11 protein-coding genes are annotated in these 12565 nt (G+C 52.7%); 7 read left to right on the top strand and 4 right to left on the bottom strand.

Annotation, left to right across the window (positions count from 1 at the left end):
- Positions 1-4: 4 nt before the first annotated feature.
- Complete coding sequence (locus OK409_RS04060) at positions 5-286, bottom strand: YeaC family protein (RefSeq protein ID WP_003852750.1); 282 nt, start codon at positions 284-286, stop codon at positions 5-7.
- 5 nt (positions 287-291) lie between these two features.
- Positions 292-702, bottom strand: a complete 411-nt coding sequence (gene msrB, locus OK409_RS04055; RefSeq protein ID WP_010670269.1) for a peptide-methionine (R)-S-oxide reductase MsrB — start codon at positions 700-702, stop codon at positions 292-294.
- Positions 703-1043: 341 nt separating this feature from the next.
- Between msrB and gapA the strand changes: the two genes are divergently transcribed.
- Both gapA and OK409_RS04045 read left to right on the top strand, forming a co-directional pair.
- On the top strand, positions 1044-2042 hold the full coding sequence (gene gapA / locus OK409_RS04050; protein WP_003852747.1) for a glyceraldehyde-3-phosphate dehydrogenase: 999 nt from the start codon (positions 1044-1046) through the stop codon (positions 2040-2042).
- Between the two features lie 74 nt (positions 2043-2116).
- Positions 2117-3016, top strand: a complete 900-nt coding sequence (locus OK409_RS04045; RefSeq protein ID WP_223565400.1) for a D-hexose-6-phosphate mutarotase — start codon at positions 2117-2119, stop codon at positions 3014-3016.
- On the opposite strand, the gene OK409_RS04040 is transcribed toward OK409_RS04045, so the two are convergent.
- On the bottom strand, positions 3013-3864 hold the full coding sequence (locus OK409_RS04040) for an aldo/keto reductase (RefSeq protein WP_264366787.1): 852 nt from the start codon (positions 3862-3864) through the stop codon (positions 3013-3015). The genes OK409_RS04045 and OK409_RS04040 overlap by 4 nt on opposite strands.
- Positions 3865-3936: 72 nt before the next feature.
- Complete coding sequence (locus OK409_RS04035) at positions 3937-4686, bottom strand: MipA/OmpV family protein (RefSeq protein WP_264366786.1); 750 nt, start codon at positions 4684-4686, stop codon at positions 3937-3939.
- A 420-nt stretch (positions 4687-5106) separates the two neighbouring features.
- On the opposite strand from OK409_RS04035, the gene yeaG reads away from it, so the two are divergent.
- The 5 genes from yeaG (at position 5107) to wbaP (ending at position 12537) form a co-directional block, all read left to right on the top strand.
- Positions 5107-7041 carry a protein kinase YeaG gene (yeaG, locus tag OK409_RS04030; protein WP_010260606.1) on the top strand — a complete coding sequence of 645 codons (1935 nt, stop codon included), beginning with the start codon at positions 5107-5109 and terminating at the stop codon, positions 7039-7041.
- Between the two features lie 89 nt (positions 7042-7130).
- Positions 7131-8405, top strand: a complete 1275-nt coding sequence (locus OK409_RS04025) for a YeaH/YhbH family protein (RefSeq protein WP_010260603.1) — start codon at positions 7131-7133, stop codon at positions 8403-8405.
- Between the two features lie 248 nt (positions 8406-8653).
- Positions 8654-10381, top strand: a complete 1728-nt coding sequence (locus OK409_RS04020; protein ID WP_010670274.1) for a potassium/proton antiporter — start codon at positions 8654-8656, stop codon at positions 10379-10381.
- A gap of 78 nt (positions 10382-10459) precedes the next feature.
- On the top strand, positions 10460-10693 hold the full coding sequence (locus OK409_RS04015; RefSeq protein ID WP_010260598.1) for a DUF1480 family protein: 234 nt from the start codon (positions 10460-10462) through the stop codon (positions 10691-10693).
- 377 nt (positions 10694-11070) lie between these two features.
- Complete coding sequence (gene wbaP, locus OK409_RS04010; protein ID WP_029519111.1) at positions 11071-12537, top strand: undecaprenyl-phosphate galactose phosphotransferase WbaP; 1467 nt, start codon at positions 11071-11073, stop codon at positions 12535-12537.
- Positions 12538-12565 lie beyond the last annotated feature (28 nt).

The raw sequence follows: 12565 nt of genomic DNA, 5'->3' as shown, positions 1-12565 counted from the left end.
CTTTTTAATGCAGATGGATGCGGGTCACGTCAGGGTCAATTCCAAACTCTTCTTTGAGCTCTTTTTTCGACTTCATCACCATTTCGCCACCTTTGCCGATGGTCATGTGCTGCGGCGCGTCGTTGTGCCGCGCCTGCCACATCATGACCAGCTGCAGGCAATTGTCGCGCTGCTCCTGAGTCAGTGCCACGCCATCCGGCCACTTACCAATCTCAACCGCCGTGGCAAGACGCTGATAGACTTCAGGCGTCATCGATGCAAGCATTGCTTCAAGCTGTTCCTTCATCGCCTTTACCCTTTGGTCTGTTCGCCCTGCTCGTCGGTGAAATTCAGCGAGGCGGAGTTAACACAATAGCGTTCGCCGGTCGGCTGCGGGCCGTCAGGGAAGACATGTCCCAGGTGCGCATCGCAGCTGCCACAGCGGATCTCAATACGCTGCATGCCGTGTGAATCATCTTCAATATAGCGAATCGCATCATCACTAACCGGCTGGTAGAAACTGGGCCAGCCACAGCCCGAGTCATACTTCGTCTCAGAGAGAAAAAGTGGCGCCTCACAGATCAGACAGTGGTAGATCCCTTCCTGCTTGTTGTGCAGCAGTGCGCCGCTGTAAGGCGGTTCCGTTCCGCGTTGCTGAGTGACGTAGCGTTGCATTTCAGTCAACTGTGCAATTTTTGCTTCGGGTGCGGTGTCTTTAGCCATTTTAGGATTCCGGGCAGTGCCATTCTGAAAAATTCGACTATTATTCTAACAAATGATCAACATAACCCGGGTCTTTTTTTGTGCTCACCCTTTCAGCCTGCTCTCTGCTAAGCGGATTTGTGACATCGATCACCTTTTATCCGGAGCACCCCTATATATTCGGCGATTGATTCAACGAAGCGCGATATCATTGGCGGCGCGCAAGCGGTTGCGCATCGAATAATTCCTTTCAGGCGAATTGATTTGTCGCAACAATTGACACGATTCCGCTTGACGCCTGGTAAGGTTTTTGTAATTTTACAGGCAACCTTTTATTCACTAACCAATAGCTGGTGGAATATATGACTATCAAAGTAGGTATCAACGGTTTCGGCCGTATCGGTCGCATCGTTTTCCGTGCTGCTCAAAAGCGTTCTGACATCGAAATCGTTGCTATCAACGACCTGCTGGACGCGGATTACATGGCGTACATGCTGAAGTATGACTCTACTCACGGTCGTTTCGACGGCACAGTAGAAGTTCAGGATGGCGCACTGGTGGTTAACGGTAAAAAAATCCGTGTTACCGCTGAACGTGATCCGGCCAACCTGAAGTGGGATGAAGTAGGCGTTGACGTTGTTGCTGAAGCAACCGGTATCTTCCTGACCGACGAAACCGCGCGTAAACACATCACCGCAGGTGCTAAGAAAGTCGTTCTGACCGGTCCATCTAAAGATGACACCCCAATGTTTGTTCGTGGTGCAAACTTCGACAAATATGATGGCCAGGATATCGTGTCTAACGCATCCTGTACCACTAACTGCCTGGCACCGCTGGCAAAAGTGATCAACGACAAATTTGGCATCGTTGAAGGTCTGATGACGACCGTTCACGCCACCACTGCTACTCAGAAAACCGTTGATGGCCCGTCTCATAAAGACTGGCGCGGCGGCCGCGGCGCATCGCAGAACATCATTCCTTCATCAACTGGCGCAGCTAAAGCCGTTGGTAAAGTTCTGCCAGAGCTGAACGGCAAACTGACCGGTATGGCATTCCGCGTACCAACCCCTAACGTTTCCGTTGTTGACCTGACCGTGCGTCTGGAAAAAGCGGCTTCTTACAAAGAAATCTGTGCTGCAATTAAAGCGGCTGCAGAAGGTGAGATGAAAGACGTTCTGGGCTACGTTGAAGATGACGTGGTTTCTACCGACTTCAACGGCGAAATCCTGACTTCAGTGTTTGACGCTAAAGCCGGTATCGCGCTGAACGACAACTTTGTGAAACTGGTTTCCTGGTACGACAACGAAACTGGCTACTCAAACAAAGTTCTCGACCTGATTGCACTGGTTTCTGCTAAATAAGGCAGCCAGACATCATTGAGAATAAGGGCGACTTCGGTCGCCCTTTTTTTGATCCGCTCAGGAAGGAATCGAACATGCAAGATAAACTGTTTTCTCTGCCGGTGGTCACGCAGATCTCCCCTTACCTCACCCAGCGCCAGATAGGTGAACTCCCCGCCATTGTTGTGAGTCACCCTAAAGTGCGGGCAGCCATTACGCTTCAGGGCGCGCACCTCATCGCCTGGCAACCCAGCGGCGAAAAGCCGGTACTCTGGCTGAGTGATAAGAGTCTCTTTGCACCGGGTAAGGCGATTCGTGGCGGCGTTCCGATCTGCTGGCCGTGGTTCGGCCCGGCGGGCGAACCGGCACACGGCTTTGCGCGGGTTCAGCCGTGGAAGCTCACGGCGCATGATGAAAATGAAGAGGGCGTCATGCTGACGCTGGTGCTGGAGAGCAACCCTCAGACGCTGAAGCTCTGGCCGCATGAATTCACCCTGATTGCCCGCTTCCGTCTGGGCCAGCATTGTGAGATTGAGCTGGAAGCCTATGGTGACTTTGAAGCGACGGCGGCTCTGCACAGCTACTTTACCGTCAGCGACATCAACGGTGTGGAAGTCTCGGGTCTGGGCAATAGCTATATCGACAAAGTGAATAACGGCGAGGTGGCCAGCAGCGACGGCAAACAGCGTTATCCTGGACGCATCGACCGTATCTTTACCGCAGCAGAAGATTGCTCAGTGATTAATGATACTGCGGGCGAGCGGCAGATCGAGGTGTACCACCATCATCATAGTGACGTTGTCACGTGGAATCCGGGTGTGGAACTCTCCTGCAGCATGACGGATATGGCGAATGAGGGCTATAAGACCATGGTCTGTGTGGAGACGGCGCGTATCAGTAAACCGTTACGCAGCGCGGGTGAAAAGCCAGCACGGCTGGCCACGACGTTCCGCCTCAAAAAGAGAGCCGCAGCCAGCGATAACGTTAACGGCTAAACAATATCCAGCGGCAACTTATGCTGTGGCGCTGGCCAGGCGCGATCGATGAGCTGCAAATCCTCATCGGTCAGTTCCACCTCCAGCGCCGCCGCATTTTCCTGAACGTGGGCCACTGAACTGGCTTTAGGAATGGCAATCACCCCTGGCTGACGAATCACCCAGGCCAGCAGTAATTGCGCCACGCTGATGCCCTTCTGCTGTGCAATCTGAGTCAGCTGCGGATCGGTGAAGAGTGAGTCACGTAGCCGCCCGGCCTGGGCCAGCGGACAGTAGGCCATTACCGGTACGCCACGCTGCTGACATGCCGGCAGCAGATCAAATTCAATGCCGCGTGAAGCCAGATGATAGAGCACCTGATTGGTCGCGCAGGCCTCGCCCTTCTCTTCATCCCACAGTTCAGCCATATCGTCGGTATCGAAATTCGATACGCCCCAGTAACGAATTTTGCCCTGCTGCTGCAGGCGTTCCATGGCGCGCAGTGTCTCTTCCAGCGGAATATTGCCGCGCCAGTGCAACAGGTAGAGATCGAGATAATCGGTTTGCAGACGGCGCAGGCTGCGCTCACAGGCTGCAATGGCATCCACTTCGCCCGCATTCCACGGATAAACTTTGGAGACCAGCAGCGCCCGGTCGCGACGGCCCAGCAGTGCCTGTCCGACCACCTCTTCAGCTCCGCCATCTGCATACATTTCTGCAGTATCGATAAGCTGTAAGCCGCACTCAAGACCCGCCTGCAATGCAGCGACTTCATCAGCCCGCTGCGCCGGGTTTTCACCCATATACCAGGTGCCCTGACCGATCACCGGCAGATCGCTAAAACCGGCAAAGTTAATCGTGTTACGCATTCTGCTCTCCCGCCCCATTCTGAGGCCCTGTAAAAGAACAGAGGGCATTAAATGCCCTCTTTTGGTGCGTTATCAGAAGGTATAGCTGACACCCGTCCAGATTAACGCCTGCCCGCTTTTATCAATCATCGGGCTGTCTTTGATTTCGCTGTCGAAGCGGACGTAACGTCCCATGACGCTGGCATTCCACTGTGGCGCAATCTGATAGCTGGCGCTCAGTTCAACATAAGGTGACCAGCTGTCATCCGGATTGTAACGGCTGATGCCGGTACGGGCGCTTTCATGCCCGGATACCCCATAGTAGTAACGGTTTTGATTGGCGCTGTTCCACGTGGCCCCGATGCCCGGCGTCAGGCTGAAGTCACCCATCTGGAAGCGATAGAGGTACGTCAGGTCCCAGATCATCCCGTTGCTGTTATTGAGCACATCCCCCAGTAATGAGGTACGGACAATCCCCCAGTCAGCGGTGTGACGATAGGTTGCACCCCCCATCAGCGTCATGCGGCGTTTATCCAGCCCTTTCATGTCGCCCAGGTCGTTGTCGCTGGGTTTGTACTCCTGCGGTGAACCCAGCAGCGTCAGTGACAGCTGGTTCTGAGGATCTTTCCACAGGTAGTAGCCGCCCTGCAGGCTGCGGAACCAGAAGTCTTCACCCTCGTAATTGATAACCGGAACGGGGATATACCGGTCCTGGCCGCCGCGATAAGGTGAATCGGCATAGATGACCGATGCGCCAATGGAAAGCGGTGCGGCATTCGCGTGCGTGGCCAGTAAATAACAGGGCAGAAGTGCAACAAGCGTCTTAAATTTGAATTGGTTCACAATTTATTCATTCCATAAATATAACAATCAAACAGGAAGTCTAACGTTTTTTCACGGCTGGATTAACTTATATCGAAATCCTTTAAGTGACTGATCGATGAAAGTGGCATTAAAGGTTAAAAACACGTTAAGTTAAAGCATCACCCATAAGAACGCATCTCACAACAGACCCGCTGTACAGTTGATCTTCCCCTCATTAACCCAAACCCGTGGAGGAAATTTCCTAGAAGCCATCTACAGTTAGAAGTAACAGCAGACATTTTGTACGAGCAGAGTAACCATAAAAGTTGTGTATCCCGATAAGAAAGATCAGGTTGGCATAAGGGTTGCTGTACTCAACAGAGAATATCTTCCGGGAGCTGCTATAAGCCTCTAATTACGCTCCTTACCTGTGCTAAAAACGAAAGGACGGGCATCGCTATGAATATATTCGATCACTATCGTCAGCGTTATGAAGCTGCCAAGGACGAAGAGTTCACACTGCAGGAATTTCTTGCTATCTGTAAGCAGGATCGCAGTGCATACGCCAACGCTGCAGAGCGACTGTTAATGGCTATCGGAGAGCCGGTAATGGTCGATACTGCTCAGGAGCCACGCCTTTCCAGAATATTCTCCAACCGTGTGATGGGACGCTATCCGGCGTTCGAGGAGTTTTACGGCATGGAGGAAGCGATTGAACAGATCGTCTCCTACCTGAAACATGCCGCTCAGGGACTGGAAGAGAAGAAACAGATCCTCTATTTACTGGGGCCGGTAGGTGGCGGTAAATCCTCACTGGCGGAACGGCTTAAGTCGCTGATGCAGCGGGTACCCATCTATGTACTGAGCGCCGACGGGGAACGCAGCCCGGTTAATGACCACCCTCTCTGCCTGTTTAATCCGCAGGAAGATGCGCATATTCTCGAAAAAGAGTATGGCGTGCCGCGCCGTTATCTCGGCACGATTATGTCGCCGTGGGCCGCTAAACGACTGCACGACTTTGGCGGCGATATCTCGCGTTTCAAAGTGGTGAAAGTCTGGCCGTCAATCCTGGAACAACTGGCGATTGCCAAAACTGAACCGGGTGATGAGAACAACCAGGATATCTCCGCGCTGGTCGGTAAAGTGGATATCCGTAAACTGGAAAACCACGCGCAAAACGATCCTGATGCTTACGGTTACTCCGGCGCACTCTGCCGTGCCAACCAGGGGATCATGGAATTCGTTGAGATGTTCAAAGCGCCTATCAAGGTGCTGCACCCGTTACTGACGGCGACGCAGGAAGGGAACTACAACGGCACCGAGGGGATTTCGGCGCTGCCGTTTAACGGCATTATTCTGGCGCACTCCAACGAATCAGAGTGGGTGACGTTCCGTAATAACAAGAATAATGAGGCGTTCCTTGACCGTGTCTATATCGTCAAGGTGCCCTACTGCCTGCGGGTCTCTGAAGAGATCAAAATCTACGACAAGTTACTTAATCACAGTGAGCTGGCGACCTCGCCCTGTGCACCGGGTACGCTGGAAACGCTGGCACGCTTCTCTATCCTGTCACGTCTCAAGGATCCGGATAACTCCAGCATCTATTCCAAAATGCGGGTCTACGATGGTGAAAGCCTGAAAGATACCGACCCTAAGGCGAAGTCCTGGCAGGAGTATCATGATTACGCCGGTGTGGATGAGGGGATGAACGGCCTTTCAACCCGCTTTGCCTTTAAGATTCTGTCGCGGGTATTTAACTTTGACCACGCCGAAGTGGCGGCCAACCCGGTGCACCTGTTCTATGTACTGGAGCAGCAGATTGAGCGCGAACAGTTCCCACAGGATCAGGCTGAGAAATACCTTGAGCACCTCAAAGGCTATCTGATCCCCAAATATGCTGAGTTTATCGGCAAAGAGATTCAGACCGCCTATCTGGAGTCTTACTCTGAGTATGGTCAGAACATCTTTGACCGCTATGTGACCTATGCCGACTTCTGGATTCAGGATCAGGAGTATCGCGATCCCGATACCGGACAGCTGTTTGATCGTGAATCGCTCAACGCGGAACTGGAGAAAATCGAGAAGCCCGCTGGCATCAGTAACCCGAAAGATTTCCGTAATGAGATCGTCAACTTCGTGCTGCGCGCCAGGGCACACAATAACGGTCGCAACCCGAACTGGACCAGTTACGAGAAATTACGCACCGTGATCGAGAAGAAAATGTTCTCGAATACGGAAGAGTTGCTGCCGGTGATCTCGTTTAATACCAAGACCTCTACCGATGAGCAGAAAAAACATGATGATTTTGTCGATCGCATGATGGAAAAAGGCTATACCCGCAAACAGGTTCGCCTGCTGTGTGAATGGTATTTGCGTGTGCGTAAATCGTCCTGATAAGAGTCTGTAAGCTTGCCGGTAAGTGATACCGGTCTGACAAGGTCGGGTTCGCCCGGCCTGCTTACAATGTAGTTTGGGGGAATACCATGGCCTATTTCATCGATCGCCGACTCAACGGCAAAAACAAGAGCGCGGTAAACCGCCAGCGCTTCTTGCGCCGTTATAAGTCGCAAATTAAGCAGTCGATCTCCGAGGCCATCAATAAACGCTCGGTGACCGATGTAAGCAGCGGTGAGTCTGTCTCTATCCCGATTGACGACATCAATGAGCCAATTTTCCATCAGGGACGCGGCGGCAACCGCCATCGGGTCCATCCGGGCAACGACCATTTTGTGCAGAATGACCGGGTCGAGCGACCGCAGGGTGGCGGCGGTGGCGGCAGTGGCCAGGGCAATGCCAGTCAGGATGGTGAAGGTCAGGATGAGTTTGTCTTTCAGATATCGAAAGATGAGTATCTGGACCTGCTGTTTGAAGATCTCGCCCTGCCTAACCTGCGCCGGAACCAGCATCGCCAGTTGAATGAGTATAAGACCCACCGTGCCGGCTTCACCTCCAACGGTGTGCCTGCCAATATCAGCGTCGTACGTTCGCTGCAGAACTCGCTGGCGCGTCGTACGGCGATGACGGCGGGTAAACGCCGGATGCTGCACGAACTGGAAGAAACGCTGCTGGAGATTGAGAACTCTGAACCGGCTCAGCTTCTGGAGGAGGAGCGGCTGCGCAAAGAGATCGCCGAGTTGCGGGCGCGTATCGAACGGGTGCCTTTTATCGACACCTTCGACCTGCGCTACAAAAACTTTGAGAAACGGCCGGAGCCTTCCAGCCAGGCGGTGATGTTCTGTCTGATGGATGTATCCGGATCCATGGATCAGGCCACCAAGGATATGGCGAAACGCTTCTATATCCTGCTCTACCTGTTCCTGAGCCGCACCTATAAGAATGTTGATGTGGTTTATATTCGTCATCACACGCAGGCCAAAGAGGTGGATGAACAGGAGTTCTTCTACTCCCAGGAGACCGGTGGCACCATCGTTTCGAGTGCACTGAAACTCATGGATGAGGTGGTGAAAGAGCGCTATGACCCGGCGCAGTGGAACATCTATGCTGCGCAGGCGTCGGATGGCGATAACTGGGCCGACGATTCACCGCTCTGTCACGAGATCCTGGCGAAGCATATTCTGCCGGTGGTGCGTTATTACAGTTATATCGAAATTACCCGCCGTGCGCATCAGACGCTGTGGCGCGAGTATGAGCATCTGCAGTCGACGTTCGATAACTTTGCTATCGAACACATTCGTGAGCCGGAAGATATCTACCCGGTGTTCCGATCGCTGTTCCATAAACAGGCAACGGAAGCCTGATGCACTAAGCCGGCCAATCGCCGGCTTTTTTTATCTTCCGAATAACCTGCTAAAACAGTCTGTTTTCTGCCGCTTGCCTGCCAACCCCCTCATTCTTCACATTAATCTGATTCCATACGCTGTTAAGCAATTCGTATAATGATCATTTTCACAATGACAACTCCTTGATAAAACATTATCTTTCAGAGATAGCATGGATATTTGTCACCAGTCGCTGCACCGCACTGTCATATCTCAGGAGATCGGGTTTGAACCACACTATTGTCTACAGTCTGTTTATCATCGGTTCCGTGCTGGTCGCATCGAGCATTCTGCTCAGCTCTTTCTCATCCAGACTGGGTATCCCCATTCTGGTGATCTTCCTTGCCCTGGGCATGCTGACCGGAGTTGATGGTATCGGCGGCATCGCCTTTGATAACTATCCGGCGGCTTACTTAATCTCGAACCTGGCGCTGGCGATTATCCTGCTGGATGGCGGCATGCGGACCAAAGCCAGCTCATTTAAAGTTGCTCTGGGGCCAGCGCTGTCGCTGGCGACCGTCGGGGTCATGATTACCGCAGGCTTAACCGGTGTGGTCGCCGCCTGGTTGTTTAACCTGGATATGATGCAGGGCTTCCTGATTGGCGCGATTATCGGCTCCACGGATGCCGCCGCCGTCTTCTCACTGCTGGGTGACAAAGGCCTGAATGAGCGCGTCAGCTCCACGCTGGAGATTGAATCGGGCAGTAACGATCCGATGGCGGTGTTCCTGACCATTACGCTGATTGAGATGATCGAACAGGGCCGCAGCGGCCTTGACTGGATGTTCCTGGTGCATCTGGTGCAGCAGTTTGGTCTGGGTATCGTGCTGGGCCTGGGCGGCGGCTGGGCGCTGCAGCAGCTGATTAACCGTATCAGTCTGGCCGGTGGGCTCTATCCGCTGCTGGCGTTGAGTGGCGGCATTCTGGTGTTCGCCCTGACCACGGTATTAGAGGGCAGCGGCATCCTGGCGGTCTATCTGTGCGGCTTTTTACTGGGCAACAGGCCGATTCGCAACCGTCACGGCATTCTGCAGACCTTTGACGGCATGGCGTGGCTGAGTCAGATTGGCATGTTCATCGTGCTGGGACTGCTGGTAACCCCGTCTGATTTGTGGCATATCGCGGTTCCGGCGATGATTCTCTCGCTATGGCTGATTCTGGTGGCGCGCCCACTGTCGGTCTTTATTGGTCTGCTGCCGTTTCGCAGTTTTACTACACGCGAACGCGTCTTTATCAGCTGGGTCGGTTTACGCGGCGCGGTGCCGATTATCCTTGCGGTCTTCCCGATGATGGCCGGATTAGAAAACGCGTCGCTCTATTTTAATATCGCCTTCTTTGTGGTGCTGGTCTCCCTGATGTTGCAGGGCACCTCGCTGGGCTTTGCAGCGAAAAAAGCCAAAGTGGTGGTGCCGCCTACCGCATCGCCTATCAGCCGTATCGGTCTGGATATCCACCCCGAAAATCCATGGGAGCAGTTTGTCTACCAGCTCAGCGCTGACAAGTGGTGCATCGGTGCCGCACTGCGTGACCTGCAGATGCCGCGTGAGACCCGCATCGCCGCCCTGTTCCGTGACAATGTGCTGATGCATCCGAATGATGGGACGCGGCTCAGGGAGAACGACGTCATCTGCGTGATTGGCCGTGAACGCGATCTGCCGGCGCTGGGTAAGATGTTCAGCCAGTCGCCGCCCGTTTCCCTCGACCAGCGTTTCTTTGGTGACTTTATTCTGGATGCTGAAGCTCGCCTGCGCGATATTGCGCAGATTTACGGACTGGAACTGGATGAGAACACCAACGATCAGCAGTCGCTGGGACAACTGGTGCTGAGTATGCTGGGCGGCGCGCCGGTGGTTGGCGATCAGGTTGAGTGGAATCAGCTGACGTGGACCGTCGCGGAGAAAGAGGATAACCGTATTGTGAAGATTGGTGTCCGTCCGGCTGAAGAGAAGGAATAATCCTAATCATTCAGCCACGTTATTTTCTGTCGATACGCTAAGCTTAAAAGTCTATGCCAGCAAAAACGGGAGAAATGAATGGGACACGTGGTTAAAATTGGTCGTTATGAGATTGTTGATGCCGATCTTGACAGTGAGAACCTCGACACGGTCAGCATCCCCTGTCATACCAATCCCGGCTTAATTACCCAACTTGATGGCTGGGATCGCGATACCAGCGTCCCGGCATGGATTGACGGAGAACCGGTGGATCTGCAGATTGGTCATTACGATAAACAGCAGGACCGCTGGATTTTAAAAAAACCTGCCTGAGTCCGTTATCACTACCGCCAGTCGTAAGATTTGGCGGTAATTCCTAAAAAGCGTCTTAAACAGTTTGGTTATAACCAACGCCCACCTTATTTTATCCAGTAAAAACCAAAACTTAGCCATTTAAAACTTTAATCACTTTTGATGTTTTCAGATTTTTTCCGTATTAACTCTGTCAAATAACTCCTGCATACTCATTCTCAATGCTGCAACATTTCGTGAGTACTATCACGCTTTAGCCGTTATCTTTTTTGCAGCTGCACTGGCTTTACTGACTGCAACAGACTGAAAATTATTTTTTAATTTTTCAGAAGCCCACCCCTGAGCGCGTACATGATTCTGGTCAGGCCATCTTTTACTTGAGAAAGAGAGCAGGTTTTATGGCAAGTACATTGATAATGAATAGCCCGAGCCGCTCGTGGAGCGGCACGCGTAAAAATATCATCGTGAAATTCGCCCTGAGCTTTTCCGATCTGATTGCACTTAACCTCGCACTGTTTTTATCTGCCGCGACGATACAGGGTATTTGGGGCGAGCTGGATACCTTTATTCCACCTCATCAAATTGAATATCGTTTTGTGGCACAGTTTATTATGTCAGTCATGTGTACCGGCTGGTTCTGGGTACGCCTGCGTCACTATACCTATCGCAAACCCTTCTGGTTTGAGCTGAAAGAGATCATTAAAACATTATTTGTTTTCTCGCTGCTCGACCTCGCGTTGATCGCCTTCTCTAAATGGGATTTCTCCCGCATGGTGTGGGTCTTCAGCTGGACATATGCCCTGCTGCTGCTGCCGCTGATGCGTGCTCTGGTTAAACGTGCCATTCACAAGGCGGGTCAGTGGCAGAAAGAGACCATCATTATCGGCTCCGGCAGAAACGCCACCGAAGCTTACGCGGCGCTGCAGAGTGAAGAGATTCTGGGCTACAACGTACAGGCCTTTATCTCGGTCGATGATGTCCCGGCTCAGCAGAGCGTGAATGGCGTGCCGGTGATCACCTGGAAAGATATCAACTGGCAGACTATTGACCGTGACAACGTGCAGTTTATTGTGGCGATGGAGTATGAGCAGCAGCCGATGCGCGATCGCTGGCTGAAATTCCTGTCCAAGATGAACTGCCGTTCAGTTTCAGTGATCCCGACGCTGCGCGGCGTGCCGCTTTACGGCACCGACATGTCCTTTATCTTCAGCCATGAAGTGATGATTCTGCGTGTCAGCAACAACCTGGCGAAACACTCCTCCCGTTTCATGAAGCGCGCCTTTGATATCGTGGTGGCGTCGATGCTGCTGCTGTTCCTCGGCCCAATCTTCGCCCTGCTCTGTTATATGGTAAAACGTGATGGCGGCAATGCCATTTATGGTCACGAGCGTGTGGGCCAGAATGGCAAAAAATTCAAATGTCTGAAATTCCGTTCCATGGTGACCAATTCCAAAGAGGTGCTGGAGAAATTACTGGCAACCAGCGAAGAGGCACGAATTGAGTGGGACAAAGATTTCAAACTGAAGAATGACCCACGCGTGACCCGGATTGGTAGTTTCCTGCGTAAAACCAGCCTGGACGAGTTGCCGCAGCTGTGGAACGTGATTCGTGGCGAGATGAGCCTGGTTGGTCCGCGTCCGGTGATTGAAGCTGAGCTGGAGCGTTATGCCGGTGATGTCGACTACTACCTGATGGCCAAGCCGGGTATGACCGGTCTGTGGCAGGTCAGCGGACGTAACGATATCGACTACGACACCCGCGTCTATTTTGACTCCTGGTATGTCAAAAACTGGGCGCTCTGGACCGATATCGCGATCCTGTTCAAAACCGCAGGCGTGGTGTTACGACGCGACGGCGCTTACTAATCAGACCTCTGCGATGCCTGTTTACAGC

It is taken from the genome of Pantoea sp. RG18 (assembly GCF_025910075.1).
GTDB classification, from domain to species: Bacteria; Pseudomonadota; Gammaproteobacteria; order Enterobacterales; family Enterobacteriaceae; genus Pantoea; species Pantoea agglomerans.
The sequence above is the reverse complement of the archived record's forward strand: the minus strand, read 5'-3'. Positions and strand labels throughout refer to the sequence as shown.

Coding starts and splice junctions, on each gene's coding strand:
- OK409_RS04060 (WP_003852750.1), bottom strand. CDS start 286: ATGAAGGAACAGCTTGAAGCAATGCTTGCATCGATGACGCCTGAAGTC.
- msrB (WP_010670269.1), bottom strand. CDS start 702: ATGGCTAAAGACACCGCACCCGAAGCAAAAATTGCACAGTTGACTGAA.
- gapA (WP_003852747.1), top strand. CDS start 1,044: ATGACTATCAAAGTAGGTATCAACGGTTTCGGCCGTATCGGTCGCATC.
- OK409_RS04045 (WP_223565400.1), top strand. CDS start 2,117: ATGCAAGATAAACTGTTTTCTCTGCCGGTGGTCACGCAGATCTCCCCT.
- OK409_RS04040 (WP_264366787.1), bottom strand. CDS start 3,864: ATGCGTAACACGATTAACTTTGCCGGTTTTAGCGATCTGCCGGTGATC.
- yeaG (WP_010260606.1), top strand. CDS start 5,107: ATGAATATATTCGATCACTATCGTCAGCGTTATGAAGCTGCCAAGGAC.
- OK409_RS04025 (WP_010260603.1), top strand. CDS start 7,131: ATGGCCTATTTCATCGATCGCCGACTCAACGGCAAAAACAAGAGCGCG.
- OK409_RS04015 (WP_010260598.1), top strand. CDS start 10,460: ATGGGACACGTGGTTAAAATTGGTCGTTATGAGATTGTTGATGCCGAT.
- wbaP (WP_029519111.1), top strand. CDS start 11,071: ATGGCAAGTACATTGATAATGAATAGCCCGAGCCGCTCGTGGAGCGGC.